This window comes from Marinibaculum pumilum (genome assembly GCF_042646425.1).
Classification (GTDB): Bacteria; Pseudomonadota; Alphaproteobacteria; order Ferrovibrionales; family Ferrovibrionaceae; genus Marinibaculum; species Marinibaculum pumilum.
This window is the reverse complement of sequence record NZ_JBHRTR010000028.1, coordinates 226,932-252,985: the sequence shown is the minus strand read 5'-3', so window position 1 is coordinate 252,985 and position 26,054 is coordinate 226,932. Positions and strand designations below refer to the sequence as shown.

Annotated in this window: 27 protein-coding genes, 1 tRNA gene and 2 pseudogenes; 11 read left to right on the top strand and 19 right to left on the bottom strand. The window is 67.7% G+C overall.

The annotated features are described in order from the left end of the window. Positions 1-137: 137 nt before the first annotated feature. From ACFOGJ_RS13935 to ACFOGJ_RS13920, 4 genes are all read right to left on the bottom strand, one after another. Positions 138-1,250 (bottom strand): substrate-binding domain-containing protein, encoded by a 1,113-nt coding sequence (locus ACFOGJ_RS13935; RefSeq protein WP_379901357.1) that lies wholly within the window; start codon positions 1,248-1,250, stop codon positions 138-140. A 75-nt stretch (positions 1,251-1,325) separates the two neighbouring features. Next, entirely contained in the window at positions 1,326-2,093 is a 768-nt protein-coding gene (locus ACFOGJ_RS13930) for an SDR family NAD(P)-dependent oxidoreductase (protein WP_379901355.1), read from the bottom strand. A gap of 45 nt (positions 2,094-2,138) precedes the next feature. Then, positions 2,139-3,338 carry an ROK family protein gene (locus ACFOGJ_RS13925; protein WP_379901353.1) on the bottom strand — a complete coding sequence of 400 codons (1,200 nt, stop codon included), beginning with the start codon at positions 3,336-3,338 and terminating at the stop codon, positions 2,139-2,141. 237 nt (positions 3,339-3,575) lie between these two features. Beyond that, positions 3,576-4,568, bottom strand: a complete 993-nt coding sequence (locus ACFOGJ_RS13920; protein WP_379901352.1) for a sugar-binding protein — start codon at positions 4,566-4,568, stop codon at positions 3,576-3,578. 230 nt (positions 4,569-4,798) lie between these two features. Here ACFOGJ_RS13920 and ACFOGJ_RS13915 point away from each other — a divergent pair, with 230 nt between their 5' ends. From ACFOGJ_RS13915 to ACFOGJ_RS13900, 4 genes are all read left to right on the top strand, one after another. Continuing rightward, positions 4,799-5,542, top strand: coding sequence for an ATP-binding cassette domain-containing protein (locus tag ACFOGJ_RS13915; RefSeq protein WP_379901351.1), 744 nt, complete (start codon positions 4,799-4,801; stop codon positions 5,540-5,542). Positions 5,543-5,585: 43 nt separating this feature from the next. Next, positions 5,586-6,605: an ABC transporter permease gene (locus ACFOGJ_RS13910; RefSeq protein ID WP_379901349.1), complete on the top strand. Its 1,020-nt coding sequence runs from the start codon at positions 5,586-5,588 to the stop codon at positions 6,603-6,605. A gap of 76 nt (positions 6,606-6,681) precedes the next feature. After that, entirely contained in the window at positions 6,682-6,909 is a 228-nt protein-coding gene (locus tag ACFOGJ_RS13905; RefSeq protein ID WP_379901347.1) for a FitA-like ribbon-helix-helix domain-containing protein, read from the top strand. Positions 6,910-7,121: 212 nt separating this feature from the next. Then, the gene (locus ACFOGJ_RS13900; protein ID WP_379902539.1) at positions 7,122-7,307 is read left to right on the top strand and encodes a type II toxin-antitoxin system VapC family toxin; all 186 of its coding nucleotides are present in this window, start codon (positions 7,122-7,124) and stop codon (positions 7,305-7,307) included. 64 nt (positions 7,308-7,371) lie between these two features. Here the strand turns inward: ACFOGJ_RS13900 and ACFOGJ_RS13895 are convergent, their stop codons facing one another. The 6 genes from ACFOGJ_RS13895 to ACFOGJ_RS13870 form a co-directional block, all read right to left on the bottom strand. Then, positions 7,372-8,031, bottom strand: a complete 660-nt coding sequence (locus ACFOGJ_RS13895; protein WP_379901345.1) for a peroxiredoxin — start codon at positions 8,029-8,031, stop codon at positions 7,372-7,374. Between the two features lie 297 nt (positions 8,032-8,328). Beyond that, complete coding sequence (locus ACFOGJ_RS13890) at positions 8,329-10,644, bottom strand: xanthine dehydrogenase family protein molybdopterin-binding subunit (protein WP_379901344.1); 2,316 nt, start codon at positions 10,642-10,644, stop codon at positions 8,329-8,331. Continuing rightward, a complete protein-coding gene (locus ACFOGJ_RS13885) occupies positions 10,641-11,645 on the bottom strand; it encodes an FAD binding domain-containing protein (protein WP_379901342.1) in 1,005 nt (334 codons plus the stop codon). Before ACFOGJ_RS13885 ends, ACFOGJ_RS13890 begins: the two co-directional genes overlap by 4 nt. Beyond that, the gene (locus ACFOGJ_RS13880; protein ID WP_379901340.1) at positions 11,642-12,151 is read right to left on the bottom strand and encodes a (2Fe-2S)-binding protein; all 510 of its coding nucleotides are present in this window, start codon (positions 12,149-12,151) and stop codon (positions 11,642-11,644) included. Before ACFOGJ_RS13880 ends, ACFOGJ_RS13885 begins: the two co-directional genes overlap by 4 nt. Positions 12,152-12,262: 111 nt before the next feature. Next, the gene (locus tag ACFOGJ_RS13875; protein ID WP_379901338.1) at positions 12,263-12,709 is read right to left on the bottom strand and encodes a MarR family winged helix-turn-helix transcriptional regulator; all 447 of its coding nucleotides are present in this window, start codon (positions 12,707-12,709) and stop codon (positions 12,263-12,265) included. A 91-nt stretch (positions 12,710-12,800) separates the two neighbouring features. Beyond that, the gene (locus ACFOGJ_RS13870; protein WP_379901336.1) at positions 12,801-13,673 is read right to left on the bottom strand and encodes a LysR substrate-binding domain-containing protein; all 873 of its coding nucleotides are present in this window, start codon (positions 13,671-13,673) and stop codon (positions 12,801-12,803) included. A gap of 114 nt (positions 13,674-13,787) precedes the next feature. Here ACFOGJ_RS13870 and ACFOGJ_RS13865 point away from each other — a divergent pair, with 114 nt between their 5' ends. From ACFOGJ_RS13865 to ACFOGJ_RS13855, 3 genes are all read left to right on the top strand, one after another. Further along, positions 13,788-15,107, top strand: a complete 1,320-nt coding sequence (locus ACFOGJ_RS13865; protein ID WP_379901334.1) for an MFS transporter — start codon at positions 13,788-13,790, stop codon at positions 15,105-15,107. A gap of 86 nt (positions 15,108-15,193) precedes the next feature. Then, positions 15,194-15,454, top strand: coding sequence for an antitoxin MazE family protein (locus ACFOGJ_RS13860; protein WP_379901332.1), 261 nt, complete (start codon positions 15,194-15,196; stop codon positions 15,452-15,454). Further along, positions 15,451-15,810, top strand: a complete 360-nt coding sequence (locus ACFOGJ_RS13855; RefSeq protein WP_379901328.1) for a type II toxin-antitoxin system PemK/MazF family toxin — start codon at positions 15,451-15,453, stop codon at positions 15,808-15,810. The genes ACFOGJ_RS13860 and ACFOGJ_RS13855 overlap by 4 nt, the downstream gene beginning before the upstream one ends. 12 nt (positions 15,811-15,822) lie before the next feature. On the opposite strand, the gene ACFOGJ_RS13850 is transcribed toward ACFOGJ_RS13855, so the two are convergent. Beyond that, complete coding sequence (locus ACFOGJ_RS13850; RefSeq protein WP_379901326.1) at positions 15,823-16,212, bottom strand: hypothetical protein; 390 nt, start codon at positions 16,210-16,212, stop codon at positions 15,823-15,825. A gap of 272 nt (positions 16,213-16,484) precedes the next feature. Here ACFOGJ_RS13850 and ACFOGJ_RS13845 point away from each other — a divergent pair, with 272 nt between their 5' ends. Then, positions 16,485-16,877: a VOC family protein gene (locus ACFOGJ_RS13845; RefSeq protein WP_379901325.1), complete on the top strand. Its 393-nt coding sequence runs from the start codon at positions 16,485-16,487 to the stop codon at positions 16,875-16,877. An 87-nt stretch (positions 16,878-16,964) separates the two neighbouring features. Here the strand turns inward: ACFOGJ_RS13845 and ACFOGJ_RS13840 are convergent. The 8 genes and pseudogenes from ACFOGJ_RS13840 to ACFOGJ_RS13805 all read right to left on the bottom strand — a co-directional run. Further along, positions 16,965-17,189 (bottom strand): annotated as a pseudogene (locus ACFOGJ_RS13840) (type II toxin-antitoxin system RelE/ParE family toxin); the annotation flags it as partial. A 96-nt stretch (positions 17,190-17,285) separates the two neighbouring features. Next, on the bottom strand, positions 17,286-17,540 hold the full coding sequence (locus tag ACFOGJ_RS13835; RefSeq protein ID WP_379901323.1) for a ribbon-helix-helix domain-containing protein: 255 nt from the start codon (positions 17,538-17,540) through the stop codon (positions 17,286-17,288). A gap of 549 nt (positions 17,541-18,089) precedes the next feature. Further along, the gene (locus ACFOGJ_RS13830) at positions 18,090-18,839 is read right to left on the bottom strand and encodes a hypothetical protein (protein WP_379901321.1); all 750 of its coding nucleotides are present in this window, start codon (positions 18,837-18,839) and stop codon (positions 18,090-18,092) included. Then, entirely contained in the window at positions 18,832-20,463 is a 1,632-nt protein-coding gene (locus tag ACFOGJ_RS13825; RefSeq protein ID WP_379901319.1) for an RNA-directed DNA polymerase, read from the bottom strand. Before ACFOGJ_RS13825 ends, ACFOGJ_RS13830 begins: the two co-directional genes overlap by 8 nt. Positions 20,464-20,997: 534 nt before the next feature. After that, positions 20,998-22,719: pseudogene (tnpC, locus tag ACFOGJ_RS13820) on the bottom strand (IS66 family transposase). 84 nt (positions 22,720-22,803) lie between these two features. Continuing rightward, a complete protein-coding gene (gene tnpB / locus ACFOGJ_RS13815; protein ID WP_379901317.1) occupies positions 22,804-23,151 on the bottom strand; it encodes an IS66 family insertion sequence element accessory protein TnpB in 348 nt (115 codons plus the stop codon). Beyond that, a complete protein-coding gene (gene tnpA, locus ACFOGJ_RS13810; RefSeq protein ID WP_379901315.1) occupies positions 23,148-23,519 on the bottom strand; it encodes an IS66-like element accessory protein TnpA in 372 nt (123 codons plus the stop codon). The genes tnpB and tnpA overlap by 4 nt, the downstream gene beginning before the upstream one ends. A 424-nt stretch (positions 23,520-23,943) precedes the next feature. After that, a tRNA-Ser gene (locus tag ACFOGJ_RS13805) sits at positions 23,944-24,033 on the bottom strand. 332 nt (positions 24,034-24,365) lie between these two features. Between ACFOGJ_RS13805 and rplU the strand changes: the two genes are divergently transcribed. From rplU to obgE, 3 genes are all read left to right on the top strand, one after another. Then, entirely contained in the window at positions 24,366-24,686 is a 321-nt protein-coding gene (rplU, locus tag ACFOGJ_RS13800) for a 50S ribosomal protein L21 (protein WP_379901314.1), read from the top strand. A 36-nt stretch (positions 24,687-24,722) separates the two neighbouring features. Then, positions 24,723-25,019, top strand: a complete 297-nt coding sequence (gene rpmA, locus ACFOGJ_RS13795; RefSeq protein ID WP_379901312.1) for a 50S ribosomal protein L27 — start codon at positions 24,723-24,725, stop codon at positions 25,017-25,019. A gap of 64 nt (positions 25,020-25,083) precedes the next feature. After that, on the top strand, positions 25,084-26,054 hold a 971-nt coding region (gene obgE / locus ACFOGJ_RS13790; RefSeq protein WP_379901310.1), incomplete at its 3' end, for a GTPase ObgE.

The window sequence follows — 26,054 nt, the reverse complement described above, 5'->3', positions numbered from 1 at the left end:
GGAAGCTTTTGTGATACCGGCTTCGGCCGAGCGCCGGTCGGGGCGGCAGCCGCGGAAGGGAGGCGTCCTTCCGCGGCACCGTCACGAATCATCGGTTTGCGCCACCGTCGCGGCGGTCCGTCTTGTGCGGCGCGTCCTCAGTTCTCGAAGCGCTTGCCGACGTTGCCCACGCTGTCCTTCGTCACCAGCTGCGCGCGGGTATCCAGGTTGGCGGCGGCAATGCCGCGGTCGATCTGCAGGTAGAGCTGCATCACCGGCCAGAAGCCCTGCAGGAAGGGCTGCTGCCCCAGCGCGCCGGTCAGGTCGCCCGCCCGCAGCGCCTCCTGCTGCGCCGGCCCCAGGTCGAAACCGTAGGCGCACATCTTGCCGGTATTGCCGGTCTGCGCCACCGCCTTCGCCAATGCCGGGGTGAAGACATTGTTGCCGGCGAAGGCGCCGACCACGTCGCCGCGGGATTCGATCAGCGAGATGATGCTGTTCACCGGATCGTTCATGTCGGCGGAGATGCCGACGCTCTCCGGCCCGGCATCGACCTTGAACCTGTCGAGCATGCCGTCGCGGTTCAGGGCGGTGACGATTGCCTCGTAGGCGGCGGTGACCCGGTTGTTCACCTCGATATTGCCCATCGCGGTGTCGTTGGGCAGCAGGATCGTGCCCGAGCTGACGCCGCGTTCCTTCAGGCAGGCCACCAGCGCCTCGCCGGCGATCGCGGCCGCGGAGGCGTCCTGTCCGGTATGGCTGATGCCGTTCCGGTTCACGATGCTGCCGTCATAGGAATTGGTGGTGGCCACCGGGATGCCCTTGCCCTGCGCCATGCGGACGATGTCGTCATAGGCGCCGACCTGCGGCGTGGTCATGATCAGGCCGTCAAGGGTCGGGTCCTGGATGATCTGGTTCAGGATCTCGATCTCGCGCGCCGGATCGTCGGTCGGCGATTCCGAGCCCAGCAGCAGGATCTTCGCGCCGATCATGTTGCCGGCGGCGAGCGCGCCGACATAAACCGGGTCGAAGAAGCCGTTGCCGGCGGTATGGGTGACGATGGCGAAGGTCAGCTGGCCGTCGGGCGAATGGAAGTCCTTCGTGCCCGGTGCCTCCTTGGCCGCCTCCTGGAAGCTGTAGCCGCCGACCGCCTTGTCGATGCCGCCGGACTGGGCCCGGGCGAGACCGGGAGCGAGGGCAAGGCCGGATGCGAGAACGGTGGGGACCAGACTGAGAAGCGTGGCCCGGAACAGGCTGCGATACGCTGACATGGTCGTTTCTCCCTTTTGCCCGGGCGTTGGCCGCCGGGCCGTTCTTGTGCGGCTTGGTCGGTCGCGGCCGGCCGGCTACAGCCAGCCGGCGTCCACGACATAGGCCTGCGAGGTGCAGCCGCGGGCTTCCTCGGAGGCAAAGAAGGTCACCACCCGCGCAATGTCCTGGGGATAGAGCTTCCGCTTCAGGCATTGCGCCTTCATCAGGTCGGCCTCCGCCTCCGGCGTCAGCCAGTTGTCGATCTGCCGCTGCGTCATCGTCCAGCCGGGAACGACGGAGACGACGCGGATATCGTCCGGCCCCAGGTCGCGCGCCAGCGCACGGGTCAGCCCCAGCACCGCCGATTTGGAGCTGGTGTAGCAGGGCATGCCGCCCTGCCCGACCATCCACGAGGTGGAGCCCATGTTGACGATGGCGCCGCCGCCGGCGGCTTTCATCCCCGGCGCCACCGCCTGGGCGGCGAAGAACTGGTGCTTCAGGTTCACCGCAAAGCGTTCGTCCCAGTATTCAGGCGTGACCTCGTCCATCGGATGGCGCTGGTCGTTGGCGGCGTTGTTGATCAGCACGGTGACCGGGCCCTGGTCCGCGGCGACCCGGTCGATGGTGGCGCGCAGGGCGGCGATGTCGGTCAGGTCGCAATTGTAGAAGCGGGCGGTTCCGCCGCGGCCGGCCACCTCGTCCGCCAGGGCGACGGAGGCACCTTCGTCGATGTCGATGAAGGCGACCCGCGCCTTCTGGTGGGCGAAATTGCGGACGATCTCTGCGCCGATGCCGGACCCCCCGCCGGTGACCAGGACGCTGCGTGCAGCGAGGCTGGGATAGGTCGCGACATCCTCGTACATCTGGATATTCCCCTTTGCGTTGCCTGTGGCTGCGCACCGGCCCTTCTATGCATTGCTCTGGGCCGACAGGGCGGCCAGGATCTCCGCGTCCAGGCGTTTCAGTGCCAGCTGCACCATGCCGGCGACGATCAGTTCGGTGCCGCCGTGGTGGATGACGATGCGCGACAGCGGGTCGTAGGACGGGTTCAGCGCCTCGCGCAGCTCCGCCTCGAAGCGCGGCTGCATCAGGTGAAAGCCGCGCATGCCCGATCCGGCGATGGCGATCCGGTGCGGCGCCAGGATCGAGGCGGTGACCCGCACGGCATCGGCCAGGCTGGCGCCGGCCTCGTCGAACAGCCGCTGCAGGCCCGCCTCGCCGGCCTCGGCGCGGGCGACAAGGCCGGCCATCTGCTCTTCGCTGGGCTGCTGGTGGCTGGTGATCGGCAGGTTCGCGACCGAGCGCGCGTCGCGGTACAGGGCATAGTCGGCCAGATAGGCCTCGATGCAGCCGCGCTGGCCGCAGCGGCATTGCGCGCCGGCCGGCTGGCGGCGCACATGGCCGACCTCGGAGGAGAAGCCCTGGGTGCCTGGAAACGGCCCGCCATTGCTCAACAAGCCCATGCCGACGCCATGGCCGATCATCAGCACCGCCGCCAGGCCCTGCTGCAGGCGCTCGTCGCCGGCGGCGACGGCCAGCGCGGTGGCGGCGGCGTCGTTCTCCATCACCACCGGAATGCCCAGTTCCTGTTGCAGCGGGGTGACGATGTCGGTGTTGCGGACCCCCAGGATCGGGCTCCACACCTGTTCCCCGCGGCCGGGATCGACGATGCCCTGCACCGCCAGGCCCAGCGCACTGGGCGGCGGGCCCGGCTGCTTCGCCGCGACCGTTGCGATCGCGCCGGCAAAGGCCTCGCAGATCTCCGCCCCCGACAGGTCGCGGGTGGTGCAGGGGATCAGCTCGCGGACCAGGATATTGCCCTGGAAGTCGGCGATGACCGCGTCGATCACGTCCATCCGCATCGACGCCGCGGCCACCCGGGCATGGCCGGGATTGAATTCCAGGTTCACCGGCGGCCGGCCGCGGACATTGCCCGGCGGCGCCTCCCCCGTCGACTCGCCCAGCACGCCGCCGGCGATCAGGTCGGAGGTGATGGTGGAGATCGCGGCCGCACTCAGCTCCGTCCGCCGCCCCAGCTCCACCCGTGCCATCGCGCCGTGCCGGCGCAGCAGGCGCAGGATCCGCGCCCGATTGGTGTCTCTCTTCAAGGTCCCGCTTCCCGCCTGTTCACGCCTGCCGGCAGCCTGCGCCGGCCCGGCCGCGAGCATACCGACCCCGAGAATACCGACCTCTGCGCGCTTCGAGACAAGCGCCCCCGAACGGCGGCGGGCATATGGCGTGGCGGCGTGCATGATGTGTGCGGTCCGTCCGGCGGGCCGGCGGTTCCGGCCGGGCAGCAACGCCTTGCGGCGCTGCCCGGCCGGCCCGGTCCGGCGCAGCTCCCGTTATTGCGCCAGGCAGCTGTCGGCGTTCTGCTGGGTGCATTCGTCGAGCCCGGTGAACAGGGGGTCGTCGACCGCCTTGCCCTCGATCAGCTGGATCATGACCGTGGGCGCGCGATAGCCCATCTCGAACGGCCGCTGGCCGACCTGGACATGGCTGCGTCCGGCCTTCAGCGCTTCGAGCTGCGGCGGCAGGGTGTCGCCGGCGATGATCAGCAGTTCGCCGCTCTTCAGCTTGTCCATCACCTGGTCGGTGACCTGGGCATAGGCCTGCGGCGCGAACTGCGCCCAGCCGCCGATCAGGATGAAGGCGTCCAGGTCGGGATTGGCGGTGAAGGTATCGGCCATCTGCTGGTTGGCCAGGTCGACCTGGTCGTTGGTGAAGACCGGGCAGCCGTCGATCTCGGTCCAGCCGCCCTGGCCGGTCAGCCGGTCGGTGCCCTTGGCGCCCGCGATCGTGTCGCGGAAGCCGGCGGCGCGGGCGTTGATATTGTCGGCGGCGACATTGCCCAGCTGCAGGCAGACGGTGCCGCCCTCGGGCTTCAGCCGGGCGGCATGTTCCGCCATCTTCACGCCCATCAGGTAGTTGTCTGTGCCCAGATAGGTGGTGCGCATGCCGCGATCGGCCTCGACGAAATCGGCGTCGATGGTCATCACCGGGATGTCGGGGTTGCGTCGCTTGATCAGGTTGCCCATCGCCGGCGCGTTCGACGGCGAGATCGCGATCGCGCCCACGCCGCGGGTCAGCAGGTCGTCGACGACCTGCACCTGGCCGGCCTCGTCGGCGCTGGAGGCCGGGCCGGTATAGAGGCAGGTATAGCCGGAATCCGGATTCTCCTTCTGCCATTTCTGGCAGCCCAGGTTGATCTGTTCGAAGAACGGGTTGTCCAGGCCCTTCACGACGATGGCCAGGGTCTTCTTGTCGTCGGCCATGGCGGTTCCCGCCGCCATGGCAAGCGCGAGCGCAAGCACGCCGCGCGGCCAGTTGAATGCCATTCCTGTTTCCTCCCCATTTCGCTCGGCGGTCCGGCGCATGGTCGGTGCCTTGCCCGGCACGCTATTTAATTCACGAAACGAATTATTTTTTGACTCATGCGTGCTGTCAAGCACCCTTCATGCGACCCGTGCGGGCAAATGACGTTGTCTCGCGGCTAATAAATTGTTATTTTGAAGAAAATAAGTTTTCGCCGGACTCGCAAATGAGACCGGGAGGGAGGGAAACCGGGATGGCAGTCCTCGAACTGCGCGCCGTCACCAAACGGTTCGGCGCGATCCAGGCCCTGTCGGGAATCTCGCTGCACCTGGCGCCCGGCGAGATCCTGGGCCTGATGGGCGACAACGGCGCCGGCAAGTCGACCCTGGTGAAGATCATCTCCGGCAATTTCCGCCCCAGCGCCGGGGACCTGCTGATCGATGGCCGGCCGGTGGAATTCGACAATCCCCGCCAGGCGCGCGAGCAGGGGGTGGAGGTCGTCTACCAGGACCTGGCGCTCTGCGACAATCTGAGCGCCGCCGCCAATGTCTTCCTGGGGCGGGAGCTGATGCGCCGGCTGGGGCCGCTGCGGGTGCTGGACTATGGCGCCATGTATGCCCGCGCCGCCGAGCTGTTCGCCGAGCTGAAGTCGGAGACCCGGCCCCACGATCTGGTGCGCCGCATGTCGGGCGGCCAGCGCCAGGCGGTGGCGATCGCACGCACCCGCCTGTCGGACCCGAAGATCGTGCTGATGGACGAGCCGACGGCGGCGATCAGCGTCCGCCAGGTGGCTGAGGTGCTGGACCTGATCCGCCGCCTGCGCGACCGCGGCATCGCCGTCGTGCTGATCAGCCACCGGATGCCCGACGTCTTCGCCGTCTGCGACCGCATCGCGGTGCTGCGCCGCGGCTGCCTGGTGGCCGACAAGCCGGCCGCCGCCTCCTCGCCGGAGGAGGTGACGGGCCTGATCACCGGCGCCATCGAACAGGCGGCCTGAGATGACCGACCGCACCCACGGCGCACCCGCCGGAGCCATCCCCATGAACGACCGGCAACCACAGGATGCCACCGGACTGCATCAGGCGATCGGCCAGCGCCAGCACGGCAGCTGGGGCGCCTGGCTGGCCAGCCGGCAGACCTTCTGGATCTTCCTCGCCGCGATCCTCGGCTGCGCCGTGCTGAGCCTCAGCACCGACACCTTCGCCACCGAGCAGAACCTGTTCAACGTCACCCGCAACTTCGCCTTCGTCGGCATCGTCGCGCTGGGCATGACCGCGGTGATCGCCTCCGGCGGCATCGACCTCTCGGTCGGTTCCTCCCTGGTGCTGGCGGGCATCGTGGTCGGCGGCCTGATGGAGGCGGGGCAGCCGCTGATCGTCGCCGCGCCGGTGGCGATCGGCGCCGCGCTCTGCATCGGGCTGGTGAACGGCGTCCTGATCGCCATCGTCGGCATGCCGCCCTTCGTCGTCACCCTGGGCACCCTGGCGATCGGCCGCAGCCTGGCGATGGTGCTGTCCAACAACAAGATGATCTACCAGTTCGGCCCCGACCAGGACCTGCTGCTGGCGCTGGGCGGCGGCGCCCTGCTGGGGGTGGCGAACCCGGTGGTGATCCTGGCGGTGCTGGCGCTGGTCGCCGGCTTCCTGTTCCGCTGGACCCGCTGGGGGCGGCATGTCTTCGCCGTCGGCGGCAACGAGGATGCCGCCCGCATGACCGGCGTGCCGGTGCGCCGGGTGAAGGTCAGCGTCTACCTGGTCTCCGCCTTCGCGGCCGGGCTGACCGGCGTGCTGGAGGTCGGCTGGCTGGGCGGGGTCACCACGAACCTGGGCCAGGGCATGGAGCTGACGGTGATCGCCGCCGCGGTGATCGGCGGCGCCAACCTGGCCGGCGGCAGCGGCACCGCCTTCGGCGCCGTGATCGGCGCGGCGCTGATCGAGGTGATCCGCAACAGCCTGATCCTGCTGGGCATCAGCACCTTCTGGCAGGGCAGCTTCGTCGGCACCTTCATCCTGGTCGCCGTCGCCATCGAGCGCCTGCGGCGGGCCAGACGCAGCGATTAGGGGCGGAGCGCTGACCTGACTGGGCGAGATCCAGCCGCCGATTGACCTGCGTTGGACATGCAAGCATGTTCGCAACATGTCCATGATACAGATCAGGAACGTGCCCGACGACCTGCACCGCCAGCTGAAGGCGCGGGCGGCCCTGGCCGGCATGTCGCTGTCGGACTACCTGTTGCGCGAGATCCGGCAGGTGGCGGAACGGCCGACCCTGGAAGAGCTGCGACAGCGACTGCAGAGCCGGACGCCTCCGCAGCTCTCCGAATCGCCGATCGACGCGCTCCGGGCCGAACGCGACAGCCGGTGATCGTCATCGACGCCTCCGCGATCCTCGAGGCGCTTCTCGGAACAAGCGCCGGAGAGGCCGTGGGCCGGAAGCTCGCTGAGCCGTGCCAGTCACTCCACGCGCCGCATCTGCTGGACCTGGAAGTCGCTCAGGTGCTGCGACGATAGGCCGTCCGCCGCGACCTCCGCCCTGATCGGGCTGACGAGGCGTTGGCGGATTTTCTGGCACTCCCCGTGCATCGCTATCCGCACGACGTCCTGCTGCCGCGTGTCTGGGAACTGCGGCACAATCTCTCTGCCTACGATGCGGTTTATGTTGCCCTTGCGGAGACGCTCGATGCGCCGCTCCTGACAAGCGACCGCCGCATCGGCGCAGCTGCGGGGAATCACGCACGGATCGAACTCGCAGGCCCGGCATAGGCGCCGGCCGACCGCGCTGGCCGGCCGGCGCCCCCGTCACCTCACCGGTATCGCTTCGGAACCGTCACTTCGGCTGCGGCACGATCCGCAGGTAGGGCTTCGGCGCCTTCCAGCCGCCGGGGAAGCGCTCCTTCGCGACCTCGTCGCTGACCGCGGGAACGATGATCACGTCCTCGCCCTGCTTCCAGTTCACCGGCGTGGCGACCTGGTGCTTCGCGGTCAGCTGGCAGGATTCCAGCAGGCGCAGCACCTCGTCGAAGTTGCGGCCGGTGCTCATCGGGTAGGTGAGCATCGCCTTGATCTTCTTGTCCGGGCCGATCACGAAGACCGAGCGCACGGTGGCATTGTCGGCGGCCGTGCGGCCCTCCGAACTGTCGCCCTCCGTCTCCGGCAGCATGTCGTAGGCCTTCGCCACCTTCAGCTCCGGATCGCCGATCATCGGATAGGTGACGGCATGGCCCTGCGTCTCCTCGATGTCCTTCGCCCATTTGGCGTGGTTGTCCACCGGGTCGACGCTGAGGCCGATGATCTTGGTGTTGCGCCTGTCGAATTCCGGCTTCAGCCCGGCCATATAGCCCAGCTCGGTGGTGCAGACCGGGGTGAAGTCCTTCGGGTGGGAGAACAGGATCGCCCAGCCGTCGCCGATCCAGTCGTGGAACTTGATCTTCCCCTGCGTGGTCTCCGCCTCGAAATCCGGTGCGGTCGCGTTGATCCTCAGGCTCATCTCGCTCTCCCTCCTGTCTGGACGACCCATGTGGGTCCGCAGCCGTGCCCTGCACGGCTCCGACAGGGAGGTGGTGAGGCAGCGGCCGGATATCCACCCGGTGCCGTCGGGGAAGCGTGGCGGCCGGGATCGGCCGTGCGGCAGGGGTGCCCCCGCAAGGAGTGGAAACGGCTCCGCGCCACAAGACCGTCATCCCGGACTTGATCCGGGATCCATTCCGCAAGCGGTGCGGCACTGCGCGGCCTGCGGAATGGATTCCATGGTCAAGCCATGGAATGACCGCGCACCGGCAAAGCGCTACCGGAACAGCTTGTCCGGGGTCAGCGGCAGGTCGCGGATGCGCCGGCCGGTGGCGCTAAAGACCGCGTTCGCCACCGCCGCGGCGACCCCGGTGATGCCGATCTCGCCGATGCCGCGCGCGCCCATCGGGGCGCGGGGGTCGGGGATGTCGGTCCACAGCACCTCGATCGCCGGCACGTCCAGGTGGACCGGCACGTGATAATCGGCCAGCGAGGTGGTCATCAGCCGGCCGGAGCGTTCGTCGACCAGCGCCTCCTCCCCCAGCGCCATGCCCAGGCCCATGATCATGCCGCCCTTGAACTGGCTGGTCGCGGTCTGCGGGTTCAGGATCCGGCCGCAGTCGAAGGCGCCCAGCAGGCGGGCGACCCGGATCTCGCCGGTCACCGCGCTGACCCGCACTTCGCAGAAATTGGCGGAGGTGCTGTGCATGGAGAATTTCAGCATCTCCAGCGGCGGCCCGCTCTCCCCCACCGCCGCCAGGCTGTCGCGCCCGGCCCGCTGCAGGATGGAGGCGAAGCTCTCGCCCCGTCCGGGCTCGGCGATGCAGCGCAGGCCGCCATCGGCGAACTCCACCTCGCGCGCCCGCAGGCCCGCCAGCGGCGTGTCGTTGCCGGCCAGCCGCAGCATCTCGGCCCGCAGCTTCCCCGCCGCCGCATTGATCGCCGCACCCAGCGAAGCGGTCTGCGACGACCCGCCGGCGAAACTGCCGAAGGGCAGGCTGGAATCGCCGATCTGCACATCCACCATCTCGACCGGCAGGCCCAGCCGGTCGGCGGCATGCTGGCGCTGCACCGTGGCGGTGCCCATGCCCATCTCCTGCGCGGCGCTGGAGATCGTGGCCCGGCCGCCGGCGTCGATCGCGATGCGCGCCGACATGCCCGGCATCCGCACATAGGGGAAGGTGCCGGTCGCGCAGCCCATGCCGATCTGCCATTCTCCGTCGCGCATCGACCCGGGCACCGCGCTGCGGCGGTCCCAGCCGAACCGCTCCGCGCCCATCCGGTAGGCCAGCGCGGTCGCGGATTGCGAATGCGCCGCGCCGGTCACGGGATCGCGCTCCGGCATGTTGCGCAGGCGCAGCTCCACCGGGTCGATGCCCAGGTCGTGCGCCAGCTCGTCCATCGCGCTCTCGATCGCGAAGGTGCCGATGGATTCGCCCGGTGCGCGCATGAAGGTGTTGGCCAGGCAGTCCAGGTCGACATGGTGCTGCACGGTCTCCATGCTCTCCGCGGCATAGAGCCCGCGCGCCGTCAGGCTGTACTGCTCGTCGCAGGCGCTGTGCCCCGGCTTCACCGAATGGCCGGTATGGATCAGCGCCTTCAGCCGGCCCTGCCCGTCCGCGCCCAGCGCCACCCGCTGCTCGGTCTGGGTGCGGCCGCCGACCAAGCGGGCCATCGCCTTGCGGGTCAGGGCCAGCCGCACCGGCCGGCCGGCCAGCCTGGCCGCCGCGGCACCCAGGATCTGGTGGTCCCACAGCCCCTTGCCGCCGAAGCCGCCGCCGACGAAGGGCGAGATCACCCGCACCTGCCCCTCCTTCAGCCCGAACACCTTCGCCAGCGAAGCGGCGGTCGCGTTCAGCATCTGGGTGGCGTCGTGGACGGTCAGCCGGTCCCCTTCCCACAGGATCGTCGCGGCATGCGGTTCGATCGGGGCATGGCTGTGCCAGGGGGTGGTGTAGACGGCATCGACCTTCGCCGCCGCCGCGTCCAGCGCCGCCTGCGGCCGGCCGATCACCAGGTGGTTGCGCTCGATCAGGATCGAGTCCGGCGTCCGGGCATCCGCCTTCCCCTCGGCGAAGCGGGTGCGCGCCTTTGCCGGGCTGTACCGGACCCCGACCAGGGTTGCGGCATGGTCGGCCTGCTCCTGCGTCTCCGCCAGCACGACGGCGAGGACCTGGCCGTTCCAGCGCACCTGCGCATCCTGCATCACCGGCAGCAGGTTGTTGCCGGCGGCCTTCATGTTGGTGATGCCCAGCCCCGGCGGCACCGCCAGCTTCGGCGCGTTGCGGTGGGTCATCACCAGCGCGACCCCGGGCGCCGCCTCGGCCGCCGCGGTGTCGAGGTCGGCGATGCCGCCGCGGGCGATGGTGGAATGGACGAAAGCGGCATAGAGCAGCCCCGCCATCGGCACCTCGGCCGCGAAGCGCGCCGCGCCGCGCACCTTGTCGGGGCCGTCGATGCGGGGCTGCTGGGTGCCCAGCGCGACCCGCTTCTCGATCAGCGGGTCCGGCGTGCCGCCCGGCAGCCAGCCCGACGGCATCTGCCCGATCACCGCGCGGGCGCCGCCCACCAGGGCATTCTGTAGCTTGCTCATGCCGCATCTCCCGCCGGTTCCGGCAGCCCGGCCAGCCGGCCCAGCACCGCCGCCATGACCCGCTGCGCCAGGCCGGTCTTGTACCCGTTGCCCGCCAGCGGCTGCGCCGCCGCCAGTTCCGCTTCCGCCGCGGCGGCGAACGCCTCCCGCGACGGTGCCTGTCCCTGCAGGACCGCCTCCGCCCGTCGCGCCCGCCAGGGCACCGGCGCCACCCCGCCGAGCGCGATGCGGACCTCCGCGATGCGGCCGTCGGCCAGGTGCAGCCCGGCGGCGACGGAGACCAGGGCGAAGGCGTAGCTCGACCGGTCCCGCACCTTGCGATAGACGGACTGCGCCGCCGCCGCACTTGCCGGGATCTCCACCGCGGTGATCAGCTCGCCCGGCTGCAGCTCGCTCTCCTGCTCCGGCCGGTCGCCGGGCAGGCGCAGGAAGTCGGTCAGCGGCATCTGCCGCGCACCGCCTGCGCCGGCCAGATGCACGACCGCGTCCAGCGCGGCCAGTGCGACGCACATGTCGGACGGATGCACCGCCACGCAATGCGGCGAGGCGCCGAGGATCGCGTGGTGGCGGTCCAGCCCGCCGATCGCGTCGCAGCCACTGCCGGGCGCCCGCCGGTTGCAGCGCGATCCTTCCGGGTCATAGAAATAGACGCAGCGCGGCCGCTGCAGGATGTTCCCCGCCACCGTCGCCATGTTGCGGATCTGCGCCGAGGCGCCGGAGAGCAGCGCCCGCGACAGCATCGGATAATGCGTCCGCACCGCCGGATGGGCGGCCACCGCGCTGTTGCGCGCCGCACCGCCGATCAGCAGGCCGCCATCGGCACGCGCCTCGATCGCCGCCGGCAGGCGGGAGACGTCGACCAGCGCATCGCAGGCCTCGATATTCTGCCGCAGCAGGTCGACCAGGTTGGTGCCGCCGCCGAGGAAGCGGGCGCCGCCGCCTGCCGACTTCGCCAGGGCATCGTCCACACCGGTCGCGCGGCTATAGGCGAAGGGGGTCATCGCGCCCCTCCCGCCGCATAGGCCTCGATCGCCTCGAGGATGCCGTTATGGGCGCCGCAGCGGCAGAGATTGCCGCTCATCCGCTCGCGGATCTCCTCCCGGCTCAGGCCGGCCGGCCCGGCCGCCAGGTCGCCGGTGACATGGCTGGGGTCGCCGCGCCCGGCCTCCTGCAGCATGGCGAGCGCGGAGCAGAGCTGCCCCGGCGTGCAATAGCCGCACTGGAAGCCGTCATGCGCGACGAAGGCCGCCTGCAGCGGGTGCAGGGCGCCATCGCCGGCCGCCAGGCCTTCCACCGTCTGCACCGCGGCGCCGTCGGCCTGCACCGCCAGGGTCAGGCAGGACAGCACCCGCTCGCCGTCCAGCAGCACGGTGCAGGCGCCGCAGGCGCCCTGGTCGCAGCCGCGCTTGGTGCCGGTCAGGGCCAGCCGTTCGCGCAGGAAGTCGAGCAGGGAGACGCGGGGATCGTCGGGGGGCGGGTGGCCGGTTCCGTTGACTGTGATCGCCATGGGCGCCTCCGTTCGGCTGGCGGGGGACGGAACGACAGGTCGGTCGCGCCCCACAAGATAGTACGAATTTCGTACTATTCAAGTTTCGCCGTATTCGGAGGCTGCCGGATGTCAGACCTGGCCGGCATCTCCCGCATCGGCGATCTTTTCCGTCAGGCGGATCAGCTCCACCCGCTCCTGCCCCTGCAGCGCCGCCAGCATCATGCGGCAGGCCGCGCGATAGGCCTCGCGCTGCTCGTCGACGACCTGCTGCCCCTTCGCGGTCGCGGTCAGGGCGACGGCGCGGCGGTTGCTCTCCGGCCGGCGGCGCTCCACCAGGCCGCGGCGCACCAGCCGGTCGATGGCCGACGACATGGTGGTCGTCGCCACCCCCAGCCGGCGGGCGACATCGCCGACCCCGCAGCCGGGCGCCTCGGCCACGCAGACCAGGCTCTGCGCGTCGAGCGCGTTCAGCGCGTTCTCCGCCGCCGCCGCCGCCTCCGCCACCTTGAAGCGGCGGGTGAAGCGTTCGAAGGCGCGGGTCAGCTGCGCGACCTGATCTGTCGAGGGTTCGCTCATGCCGGAGAAGGAAGCATGTCCGCCGCACAAGTGCCAGCGGGGAAGTGCCAGCGGGGAAGTGCCAGCGCCCGGCGGTCGCAGGTGGCGTCCTCTAACGGTCCGTCACCCGGTCGAGGGTTTCCCGCCGCAGGGCGTCGCACAGGTCCGCCGCCGCGGCGGAAGGGTTGTCGCCGCGCAACAGCCGCAGGTCGATCGCCGGCAGGGCGGGCAGGCCGAGCCGGTCGCCGGCACAGGCGATCCCGTCGGGCAGGCCGTGGCCGGTGCGCACCGCCACCCCGAGGCCGGCGCGCAGGGCCGCCCAGATGCCCGGCAGGCTGGGGGTCGTCACCGCCGGATGCCAGTGCCGCCCGGCACCCTCCAGCGCGGCCAGCGCGGCCTGCCGGAACAGGCAGGGATGGTCGAACAGCACCAGCGGCAGCGGCCCGTCGCCCCGCGGCCTGGCCAGCGCCTCATGGGCCAGCCAGCGCATCGGCAGCCGGCAGAGCGGCTCCTCCGCCCCACCTGCGCCGTCCGGCACCAGCACCACCGCGCCGTCCAGGCGGCCGGCCCGCACCTCCTCCGCCAGGATGTGGTTCGGGCCGGCGCGGACCTCGACATGCACCCGGGGATGCGCGGCGGCGAAGCCGGACAGGACCGCCGGCATGATGCTGTCGAAGAAGTCCTGCGGCAGGCCCAGCCGCACCACCGCTGCGGTCGTCGCGGCACCCAGCGCCAGCGCCGCCTCGTCGTTCAGCGCGACGATGCGGCGGGCATAGGCGGCCAGCGCCTCCCCCGCCTCGGTCGGCACCAGGCCGCGGCCGCGACGGACGAACAGGGTCGTGCCGGCCTGCTGCTCCAGCTTCTTCAGCTGCATGCTGATCGCCGATTGCGACCGGCCCAGCTGTGCCGCCGCGCGGGCGAAGCTGCCCTGGTCGAGGCCGGCGACCACGGCGCGCAGGGCATCGATGTCGAAGGTCGGCGTCACTTCAGTTTTCCTGCATCGACGATTGCGATCAATTCGTTATTCGAAAGCCTATCGGGCTGCTAGCGTCGCGGTCAATCGGCCCGGCTGGCGGGCCGGCTGAAAGGGCGGCGGGACATGGCGCAGGCGGTAAGGGTTCAGGGACGGGACAGCGGCACCGCCGGTCGCGACGGCCTGGCGATCGTCGTCGCCGGCGGCATCGTCCTGGCTTTGTCCTTCGGCGTGCGCTCGGTCTTCGGCGGGGTGGTGGAGCCTTTGTCGGCGGAGCTGTTCGGCGGCCGGATCGAGGTCTTTTCGCTGTCGATCGCGCTGCAGAACCTGGTCTGGGGCCTGGCGCAGCCGGCCTTCGGCCTGCTCGCCGACCGCTATGGCGACCGCCGCGCGATCTGGCTGGGCTTCGCCTTCTATGTCGCCGGCATGGCGGTGACGATCCTGGGCACGACGGCGTGGGCCCAGCATCTGGGCGCCGGCGTGCTGGTCGGCATGGGGATTTCCGGCACCGCCTTCGGCACCGTGCTGGCGGTGGTCGGCCGCGCGGCGCCGGAGGCGAAGCGGGCGCAGTATCTGGGCATCGCCTCCGCCATGGGTTCCGCCGGCCAGGTGGTGCTGCCGCTGCTCACCGCCTGGCTGATCGAATGGCTGGACTGGCGGCTGACCCTGCTGGTGATCGCCGCCGCGCTGGCGCCGATGGCGCTGTGCATCCCGCTGCTGAAGGCGAAGGCGCCGGCCGAGCCGGCAGGCGGCGCGACACCACTCAGCTCCCCCTCCGCCGATCCCCCCACGATTGACCCCCCAGCGATCGATCCTCTGGGCCGGACTATCGCCGCTGCCTTCGGCCATGGCAGCTACCTGATGCTGGCCGCCGGCTTCTTCGTCTGCGGCTTCCACCTCGCCTTCATCACCGCGCATCTGCCGACCTATGTGCAGAATTTCTGCCTCTCCACCGGCTCCGCCGCCGACCTGCGCACGCTGGGGCTGCAGGCCCTGGCGCTGGCGGGCCTGGCCAACATCGCCGGCACCCTGCTGGCGGCGCGGCTGGGCAGCCGCTTCGCCAAGCCGCATGTCCTGGCCGCGATCTACGCCCTGCGCGCGGTGGTGATCCTGCTGTTCATCTCGCTGCCGCTGACCCCGCTGTCGGTGATGCTGTTCGCCCTGGCGATGGGTTTGCTCTGGCTCTCCACCGTGCCACTGACCAGCGCCCTGGTGCTGGTGATGTTCGGCCCGCGGGCGATGGGCACCCTGTTCGGCTTCGTCTTCCTCTCCCACCAGCTCGGCGGCTTCGCCGGGGTCTGGCTGGGCGGCTGGATCTTCGACCGCACCGCCAGCTACGCCCTGGTCTGGTACCTCGCCATCGCGCTCGGCATCGCGTCGGCCGCCACCCACCTCGCGGTGCGGGAGGCGCCGGCGATGCGGCCGGGCCTGGCGTTCGGCGGTTGATCGCCCCGCCGCCCGCGCGGTTGCGCTGGCCCAAGGCAAGGGCCATATGGCATGGTTACATGTAACCATCGCAAGGAAGCCCCGTCATGGCAGGCGCATCCGCCTCCCGCCCGTCGCGCACCAAGGTCGGCGCCCATCGCGCCCGGCTGCGCGCGCAGGGGCTGCGGCCGATCCAGATCTGGGTGCCGGACGTGCGCGCCCCGTCGTTCCGGACGGAGGCGCATCGCCAGGCCGCCGCCGTCGCGGCCAGCAGCCAGGCGCAGGACGACCAGGCGTTCATCGACGCGGTGTCCGACCCGGATACCCTCGCCGACCCGGAAGACAGCCCCGACCGGGACAAGGGATGAGACGCGGCGAGATCTGGACCGTATCGGGTGGCGCCGGCTATGCGGGCAAGCCGCGCCCGGTCGTGATCGTGCAGGACGACAGTTTCGATGCGACTGCCTCGGTGACCGTCTGCGCCTTCACCACCGACCCGACCGACGCGCCGCTGTTCCGGCTGCCGGTGGACCCCGGCGAGCGCAACGGCCTGCGCGCGCCGTGCCGGCTGATGGTGGACAAGGTCACAACCATTCCGAAGGCGAAGCTTGGCGCCCGCATCGGGCAGCTCGATCCGGCCGACCTGGTCCGGCTCAACCGGGCGATGCTCGTCTTTCTCGGCCTGGCCGCCTCGCCCCGAAGCGGGCGCACCGGGGGCACCTGACCGCGCGCCGCCCTACCGCAGCCGCAGATAGCCCATGCCCGCCACCGCGGTCGCCAGGGCGCAGACATTCGCCTCCTCCAACGGCCCGACCCGCTGCCGGATCGGCAGTGCCGTACCGCCCGGCACCTCCAGGCTGCATTCGCCGCTCGCGCCGGCACGGCAGGCCATCTCCGCCTCCACCGTGCCGCCGGTCATCCGCCGCAGCATCACCTGCCCGCGCCAGCTGCGCGGTGCCCCGGTGGGGTGCAGCTGCATCGGGGTATTGGCGACGAACTGCTCCAGCCCGTCGCCGGCGCAGGTCAGGCTGCGGCTGCCGCTGTCTGCCGCCACTGGCCCGGACAACAGCAGGGCGGCAAGTCCGGCCGCGGCAGCCGTGGCCAATCCCCTCTTCGCTCCGGTCATCGTCGTTCCTCCCGGACATGAGATCTTGGTTCGCATCGGGACCCGCATCGGCGCCGGCCCCGCCCGCCAGCAGACCTGCACGGCAAGCTGGGCCCGATTGCGGTGCGGCCGGGGCATTTCCGGGGCAATGCCTGCACCCGCCGCCGCCCGACAGGCCCGACAGGCCCGACAGGCGATCGTAGCGGCGGCCGAAAATGCGGTAGAAGATGGCGGCGGCTGCGCCCGGCACATCACCCGCCGGCGCCGCCGGCAGCACAAGGAGGGAGAGAGACGTGTTCAGTCACATCATGATCGGATCGAACGACATCGAGCGCTCGAAGCGCTTCTACGACGCCGTGCTCGGCGTGTTCGGCGCCGGCGAGCCGATGCGCAACGAGAACGCCACCGGCCAGACCCGGCTGTTCTACCGCCACGACGGCAGCACCTTCTGCATCAGCGAACCGATCGACGGCAAGGCCGCGACCTTCGCCAATGGTGGCACCATCGGCTTCAAGTGCAATTCGCCGGAGCAGGTGAAGCAATTCCACGACGTCGCGGTGGCCAATGGCGGCACCACGATCGAGGACCCGCCCGGCCCGCGCAAAGGTGCGATGGGCACCATGCACCTCTCCTACGTGCGCGACCCCGACGGCAACAAGCTCTGCGGGCTGTATCGGGAAGGCTGACATCCGAGGGCCGGAGCGGGGGTGCGGATGGTCGCGCCCCCGCGCGGTCTCGGCTGACGGCTGCACATTCGGCAGCAGGACCGGCCCTTACTGGCCGAAATCGTCCCGGAAGCGGTCCGTCTGATGCATCCGCTCATGCAGGATCGTCACGATGCCGATATCGCCATTGCCGGGCCGCCGCCAATGGATGAAGTGGCTCTCGTAGCGGCAGACATAGCCATCGACCCCGAACGCCGCCGGCACCGGCCGCGACACCACCTCATGGGTCTCGATCCGGGCGAAGGTTGCGAACAGGCCGGTGACGTAACGATCCGCCTGCTCGGTTCCTCACCGGTCGCCGGTGTATCGGTAGATCTCGTCCAAGCGGTGGGACGCAGCCCCCTAGATGCGTACCGCTGCCATCCCAGGTCAGGCCTTGTTGCGCGCGATGACCTCGGCCGCGGTGAGCGGATGGTAGCTGGACTCGGGCGCGGCGAAAGCATGGGTCAGTTCCGCCTTCAAGCGGCCGAAGGCCTCCTGCCCCACCCGCTCCTTGTCACGACGGATCAGGTCGCGGACATATTCGCTGACATTCTCATAGGCCCCTGTCTCGCTGACATTGGCAGCGACAAAGTCACTCAATGCGCCGCTCAGCCGGACCGTCAGCGTCGTGGTGCGGGCCATCGCTCTCCTCCGTGAACGTCACCGTATTCAATATAATCAATATTGCACACGCAGCCACATGTGATGCGGCTCTCGCGAAGGTGCCATCGATGCTGGAGCGCTGTTTCGAAAGCACGGAAATGGCGGAAACGTAGGGAGAGTATAGAGGGATAGAGTGCATACTGGCTCGCCTTCGCCCTGCCGGGCTACGGCACTGTATCCGCGTCGCTAACACTCCGCCGCCATGGGCATACCAATCGCGCCATGGCGGAGCGAAGGCGGATGGCAGAGAGAGTGGGGCGGAGTTCGAACCCCATTCCTAGTGGGAAAGAGTTGCAGTCCTGCAACCCTGCCGCTCTGGCGAAGAGTGGGGGTAGCAAGGGCAAGGAGGCTCCGAACGAGGGTCCGCCCCCGCAGGGGGTGGAGACGTTTGGATGCCTTACCCGCGCGAGGGGCGAAGCCCCTTAGCCAATGCGCGAGGGATCGTTACCCGAAGGGCCAAGACACCTATAGAGCAGCTTGGTGAGCGCCGGATAGCTGCGCGAGTAGAGCCCGGCCCGCAAGGGCGCGCTAACGACGCGCCGAGTGATCTCCGACAACAGACCGCAGTAGTTCAAGAAGTTCAACGCGGTTTGAACTCGCAGATGCGGAGTGCAAAATTTCGTCAAAATTGAAGAGCAATCCGGCGTTTCTCCTTGGATTGAGCATCAGACACTCAGTCCAAACGTCTTCACCGCCCTCTATTGATGAAGAATATTTCAAAAGCCAGTACATTAATACCTGCCGAAAATCTCTAGACATAAAATTTCTATCTGTATGTTTTACTTCGATCAGAATTCGTCCTAATGAGAAATCGCCGTGACCGGAGGATATCCAGCCCAACCCTGGAATGGTCGGAGCAATCAATAATTCAGAACCCTCATGCTGGTCCCGAACACGGCAAAGCATTTCGTTCAAGTTGTTTGCCGCGTGTTCTGACAATTTGATATCTATCTGCTCAAGCCGATCCGGAACCTTGGAATCGAAATGCTTTCGTTGTCTATCCACAGCGATAGCAAGAACCTCGTCCCAACTAGGTTGATCCTCGCCTTGCAAGGTTCGCTCTGCCCGCGCCATTGAAAGCTCGAACAGCATCGCTTTGTGAAGGCTACACTCAGCAACATCTTCTTCCGAAAGTGGTTGTATGCCATCAAACGTGAACATTGTTCGATTGAGCGCGGCAACAAGACCGCCAGTAAGCCTCGGGAAGAGGATATCGAGAACGCCCGGAATATCTCGCGCAACAGTTCTCGGGTCGCGAAACGGCAATCTCTTAGCCATTTTCTTGGACCCAATCTTGATAAGCTCTTGCAAAATGGGGAGCGTCGTTTGCCTCAAAGCCGAGCCGCCAAGACCCTGCCAATGTTGCCCTAAGTTGGTTCCTGGCATGGGCTCCATCATCACCAAATTCTCCAGCCGCCAACCAGAACATTCTCTGCTCATCGGAGCTCAAGTTCTGCCATTGGTTTCGGAGCCGCATGAAGCTCGCACGATCTCGCCAGCGCCTCCAACAGTCGACACAGGCCCGTTTTACGCAGCTTGAAGAGCTCTGATCGTATGTCTGTCTTACAAATCTACCCCTTGCTTCAGTTCTTCTAAAGCGTATGGCTCGAAGGAAATGTAACGTGTTCGCCTCGGGCATGAGAAGATGAGGGGCAGTGGCCGGAATTCGGTCCAGCAAATCATCAATTTGGTCAAAGACAGCTTCAAAATCCTCGTTGGCACGAACTGCATAGACGCCCCGGAGAATTTTGGACCAAGATGCGCGGAAGGAATCCAAGTTGCTCGGGTCTAGCAAGGTCGCACATAGTTGGGCTGCTATCTGGGGTTCTTGGAATTTCAGTGCTCGGCCAATCTGAGCCATTACAAATGCATCAGGCTGAGATTTCTCCTTCTCTAGGTCCAGGAGAAACTGAATATCGATAGCATCGAATGACTCTTTAAGCTTCTCATACTGAGCTTGAGCAGCATCGGAATATGGATCAAAGTGTAGATCAAGTTCACGCAGTGCAACGGTTGTTTCATCGCCCTGCCCAAGCTGTACCGCAATGTACTCCCTATAGTGCTTGGCGCTTAATGTGGTTGTCTTGGTCCGGTTAAGAGACAATCCATAGTCTGCCAAGGTATTGGAGAGTATCGACAGGGCGGCATAGGCGTCTTGCTGGGAATTGCAGACAAGGGTGAAGTCATCGACAAAACGATGCCAAACGATACCTGCATCAGAGAGTGATGCGTCAATTGGCGTCATCAGAACTTCCGCGAGCACGCGCGCGCATTGACCACCAACTGGCAACCCGAAAGACCTTCCCGAAGACAGCTTGCTCAGTATTCGGTCGATTTGGGTCGCAATGGTAGAATTAGCGGGAGCGAGGTCGTTAACGACATTTTCCAGTCTGTGATGATAGACGTGTTCATAGAAACTTGAGATATCTGTCTGGACGACGACAGAGTTCTCGTTATTCAGGACAGGCTCTTCCAGTGTTGCTTCCTTGTAGGTCCTCCAAGACCTAGTTCTGTCGAATAGATCGTCACCATTGGCGCTCAAGCGGTAGGAGTGCACGCGGTCGCTACGATTACCTTCGTTTGCTTCTGCGATAGCAAAACCAAGGCCATTTAGATACAAATTCCAGAAAGGGTTTATCTTTGTAGTGATACGAAACCCGTGTGAACCGGCGGGAACCAAAAGCCTTTCCGAGCCGATAGTGAGACCGTTGACAAAACGCGCGGCATTCTCAGGTGTTCTGGAATCGATGTCTTGAAATAGTTGGAAGCAGATTTCAGATAAGTTTTCAGCTTTATCGCGAATAAAACCCGCATCTATATCATAGGGTAGCGTATCGTTTTCTCCGCTTTTTCCAATTTCCAATGCGGCTCTTCGGAAATGATCTTGGTTAACATCAATCATTATTGTTCTCGTTCATTATGGTTGGCGATGTTATCAAAGCATCTAATTCAACCAAATTCTGTCTTCTTCTCCACAAGGTTTGCTTGCTTCGGGTCATTGACATAGCCCTTTATGCTCCCGGCCTTGATCTCAATGCCGAGCCCTACCGAGTCAAAGATGCTATGGATCAGGTTTTCGAGCGTCGTCCGATTGATGTTGTAAAGCTCGTACGCTGCAACGATCTCTACATCAGCCAAGAGATAAGGTAGCGTCGATTTTGGCGTTGGCGGTTCGGCGCTCGACCCTGATACGCAGTCCCGAATCTTTCATCAAACCAGCGTAGCCGTTGGATACACAGTGCGCCAAACGCTATAAAGAGATTCTTCCACAGCCCTCCTTCTGGCAAGCGCGATCAAACGGCGCGGACCGTTTGCCGGGATGAAACGCCGGGCACGTTTCGATGGGCCCGTCAGAGGCCACCGGCAGGGGATTGCACAAGCGGCGGCACGCCCCTTTGCCGAGGGACGCGTCAGCGGCCCGAGAAGATGGCGGGTATTACCCCGCACAGTAACCCTCCGGTGAGGACCGCAGCTCTGTAGAAGGCCAGGCGGCGACTGCGTGGGCGGCCTGGCCCTTCCAGTTCCAGGGCAGCAGCTCGTGCAGGCGCTGAGCGGGGTGCTCGGCGATACGGGCCAGGACGTCGGCAAGCCAGGCCTGCGGGTCGATGCCGTTCATCTTTGCGGTGCCGATCAGGGTGTACATGAAGGCATCGCGCTCGCCGCCGCGATCGGAGCCCGCGAAGAGCCAGGCCTTCCGCCCCAGCGCGATGCCGCGCAGCGCCCGCTCGGCGGCGTTGTTGGTCAGGCAGATCCGGCCGTCATCGAGGAAGCGGGTGAAGACCTCCCAGCGGGTCAGCATGTAGTCCATCGCCCTGGCGGTGTCGCTGTGGCGGGACATCCGGGCGCGATGCTCAAGCAGCCAGGCATGTAGCCCGGCGACCAGAGGGGCCGCCTGCTCCTGGCGCCGTTTGCGCCGTTCCTCGGCGGGCCGCCCGTTGATGCCGCGCTCGATGTCGAACAGGGCGTCGATGCGCTGCACCGCCTCCAGCGCCAGCGGCGAGACCGGTTTGCCGCCCTTCGCCTTGCGGCCGAGATCGGCCAGCTCGAAGAACTTCCGCCGTGCATGCGCCCAGCAGGCCGCCTCCAGGATCGGTCCCGGTTCCCGCTCCGGCCGGTACAGCTCGTTGAATCCGGCATAGGCATCGGCCTGCAGGATCCCGGCATAGCCCGCCAGATGCGCCTGCGGATGCAGGCCCTTGCGGTCGCGGGAGTAGCGGAACAGCGCCGCCGGCGAGTCGGTCCCGCCGAACGGTGCATCGTCGCGCACATAGACCCAGGCCCGCGCGGTGGCGGTACGGCCCTTGGCCAGCACCGGCACTGGCGTGTCGTCGCCGTGCAGTCGCGCGGCCGCCATCGCATGCGCCGCGGTCAGCTCGTACAGCGGTCGCAGGACCGCGGTGCAGGTGCCCACCTGGTCCGCCAGGGTCGACAGGCTGAGGTCGACGCCCTCCCGGGCATAGCGCTCGCTCTGCCGGTTCAGCGGCTGGTGCTGCCCGCTCGCCTACGGTCCTCGAACCGGTGGCGGACCTGGCTCGCTCTCGAACAGGATCATCGCCAGCAGGTTCGGCCCGGCCCAGCCGCGAGGCGTGGTGTGGAACGGCGCCGGCGGCTGCGCGATCGCCTCGCAGGCCCGGCAGGAGAACTTCTCCCGCACCGTCTGCACCACCTTCCACTGCCGCGGCACAACCTCCAGCGTCTCGGTGACGTCCTCGCCCAGCTTCGACAGCCTGTCGGAACCGCAGCACGGGCAGGCCTCCGGCGCCGGGATCACCACCCGCTCGCGCGGCAGCTCCGCCGGGAACGGCTTGCGCGCCGGCTTCCGGCGGCCCGACGGACGGGCCTGCCCGCTGCGTGCGGCCAGCCGCTCGGCGGCGAGATCGTCCTCGCTGGCGCCGGCCTCCAGCTCTTCCAGCTGCAGTTCCAGCTGGTCCAGGAGGCGGGCCTTGCTCTCGCTCTTTTGTCCGTAGAGCGCGCGCTTCAGCTTCTCGATCTGCAGCTTGAGATGCGCGATCAGGGCCTGCGCGGCGGAGGCTTCGGCCGTCACCTGTGCCGCCGCAGCCTCGGCGGCGTCGGCCCGCTGTTCCGCCGCCGCCGCGCACCGCTCCGAGGCGGCCAGGGCCGCCTGGAGGGCCTCGATATCCGGCGATGCAGCGCTCATCCCCGACAGCAGAGCATGGCTGCCGCCGCACGCCGAGCGCTTTATCGCAGCTGAGTCATCCTGCCGCAGAGCCCGCGGCGCCGGTCAGCCGGCCAGTTCCGGGCGCCAGGTCCGCAACGGGTGGCGCCAGTCGATGCCTTCCAGCATGTAGCCCAGCTGAGCCGCAGAGATCGGCACGACCCCGTCCGCGGGCGAGGGCCAGATGAAGCGGCCCTTCTCCAGCCGCTTGGCATAGAGCGACAGGCCGATGCCGTCATGCCAGAGGATCTTCACCAGATCGCCGCGCCGGCCGCGGAACACGAAGATGTCGCCGCAATGCGGGTTCCGGCCCAGGGATTCCTGCACCTGCAGCGACAGGCCGAACATGCCGCGCCGCATGTCCGTCGCGCCGGTCGCCAGCCAGACCCGCACCCCGGTGGGAAACCCGATCATCGAACCGCCAGCGCATCCAGGACCTGGCGCAGCACCGCCGCATCCACCTGCCCGCACAGCCGCAGGCGGTGGCCGTTCGCCAGCTCGACCTCGATCATACCTGCCGACGGCTCCGGCCGTGGGGATCCGGTCACCTGGACCGGGAGAAGATCGGCACGGCGGGCCCCGACACTTCCGGACACGCCATAGTGCCGGCGCCACTTGAACAGCTGGTTGGCGTTCACGTCATGCCGCCGGGCGACGATCGACACTGAAGCCCCAGGCAGCAGCGTCTCCTCGACGATGCGGCGCTTCACATCCTCCGGCCAGCGCCGCCGCACAGGCGCCGCTCCCGCTTCCATGGTGTCCACCTCACTCGAAGTGGACACCTGTGCATCATGCTCGATCATGCCGAAAAGGCTGACCCTAAAGGCGGTCTCAGCGGAAGGCGGCATTCACCGGAGGCTTACCCCGCACATCTTGCGCGTAGCACATTCTGCGTAGCCGTGTGACGGTGCTGGTGCTTCGACGGAGCACGCCATCGACGCAAATCGCCGAACATGACTTAGGCTGCCGTGGGTTTAGGAAATTTCCGTCGAGCAGGCCCTTCAGGGCAAAGTTCGAACTCAATCCGCGCAGAACATTAAACTATTGATTTTGTTATAAAACCAGACCGCAGCAGTGGCAGCTTACCGCCCTGCGGAAGGCGCCCAGCGCGCACCCTGTCGGTTGTCACAAAAGCAGGTTTCAAACCCCGATAATATCCTTAATTATCGATATGTTGAGGCGCTTCTCGGCCCAGAAATGGAGAAATGGCGGAGAGGGTGGGATTCGAACCCACGGTTCCCGCGAAGGAACAACGGTTTTCGAGACCGCCCCAATCGACCACTCTGGCACCTCTCCGCGCGGCCCGGCATGCGGGCGTCCGACCTTGGGGCGTCGGAAGAGCGCGATAGGTACATAAAGGCGCGGGCGCGTGCAAGCGCGCTGTTATGGGGCGGCGGTACAAAGCATTTGACCTGCCGGGTCCCGCCGCTATACTCCGCCGCCCGAAGAGACAGCGCCTGCGGCCGGGACTTGCCCGGAGGCAGCGCCTTTTTTGCGTGTGCGCCCGGACTGTCCCTGCCCAAGGCCCTGTCGCCCGGCATCGGACGGGTCTGCCCCCGCATGCCGCACCGGCCCCGGGCCGGCCGGCAGGTGCGGCGCACCAGATGGATTATGGACGGATTGGAACGATGTTCGCTGTCATCAAGACCGGCGGAAAGCAGTACCGGGTCGCCCCCGACGACGTGATCGAGGTGGAGCGGCTGGCGGGCGAGTCCGGCAACGAGATCACCTTCACCGACGTGCTGGCCGTGGGCAGCGACGAGGGCAGCCTGACCCTGGGCAAGCCGCTGGTCGACGGCGCCTCCGTCCGCGCGGAACTGGTCGACCAGACCCGCGGCCCGAAGCTGATCGTCTTCAAGAAGCGGCGCCGGCAGAACAGCCGCCGCAAGAACGGCCACCGCCAGGACCTGACCAAGGTCCGGATCACGGGCATCTCCGCCGGCGCCTGAGGCGCTGCGGACCAGATCGAGCAAGGAGCCAGCGATATGGCACATAAGAAAGCCGGCGGCAGCTCCCGCAACGGGCGCGATTCCGCAGGACGCCGCCTCGGCGTCAAGAAGTATGGCGGCGAGGTCGTGAAGGCCGGCAACATCATCGTCCGGCAGCGCGGCACCAAGTACTATCCCGGCCAGAATGTCGGCCTGGGCAAGGACCACACGATCTTTGCCACCCAGGACGGCGCCGTGAAGTTCCACACCGGCCGCCTGAACCGCATGTTCGTCTCCGTCCTGCCGGCCGCTGGCGCCGAAGGTCCGAGCCCGGAGCCGGCCCCGGCAGAGTGAACGGCCGCGCCATGACGCATCCGGCCGGCACTGCGAGACCCGGCCGGAGCGGGAGTGGCAGGCCATGAAATTCCTCGACCAGGCGAAAGTCTTCGTCAAATCCGGCGATGGCGGCGCGGGCTGCGTCTCCTTCCGGCGGGAGAAGTATGTCGAGTTCGGCGGCCCCGACGGCGGCGATGGCGGCCGCGGCGGCCATGTCTGGGCGGAGGCCGTCGACGGCCTGAACACCCTGATCGACTATCGCTACCAGCAGCATTTCAAGGCGCGCCGCGGCCATCACGGCATGGGCGCGAACCGCACCGGCCCCGCCGCCGACGACATCGTCATGCGGGTCCCCGCCGGCACCCAGATCCTGGCCGAGGACAAGGAGACGGTGATCGCCGACCTGACCCAGGTCGGGCAGAAGGTGCTGCTGGCGCGCGGCGGCGATGGCGGCCGCGGCAATGCGCAGTTCAAGAGCTCCACCAACCAGGCGCCGCGCCGGGCCGAACCCGGCTGGCCGGGGCAGGAGATGTGGCTCTGGCTGCACCTGAAGCTGATCGCCGATGCCGGCCTCGTGGGCCTGCCCAATGCCGGCAAGTCGACCTTCCTGGCGGCGGTCAGCCGGGCAAAGCCGAAGATCGCCGACTATCCCTTCACCACCCTGCACCCGCAGCTCGGCGTCGTCGGCGTCGACAACCGGGAATTCGTGCTGGCCGACCTGCCCGGCCTGATCGAGGGCGCGCATGAGGGCACCGGCCTGGGCGACCGCTTCCTGGGCCATGTCGAGCGCTGCGCCACGGTGCTGCACCTGGTCGACGCCACGGCGGAGGACCCGGTGGCGAACTGGCGCCTGATCCGCCGCGAGCTGGAAGCCTATGGCCATGGCGTGGCGGAGAAGCCCGAGGTGATCGGCCTGAACAAGACCGACGCCCTGACCGCGGACGAGGTCGAGGCCCGCCGCGCCGCCCTGCAGGCGGCGGCCGGCGCGACCCCCGTCCTGCCCCTGTCCGGCGTCACCGGCGCCGGCGTGACCGAGGTGCTGCGCCGGATGCT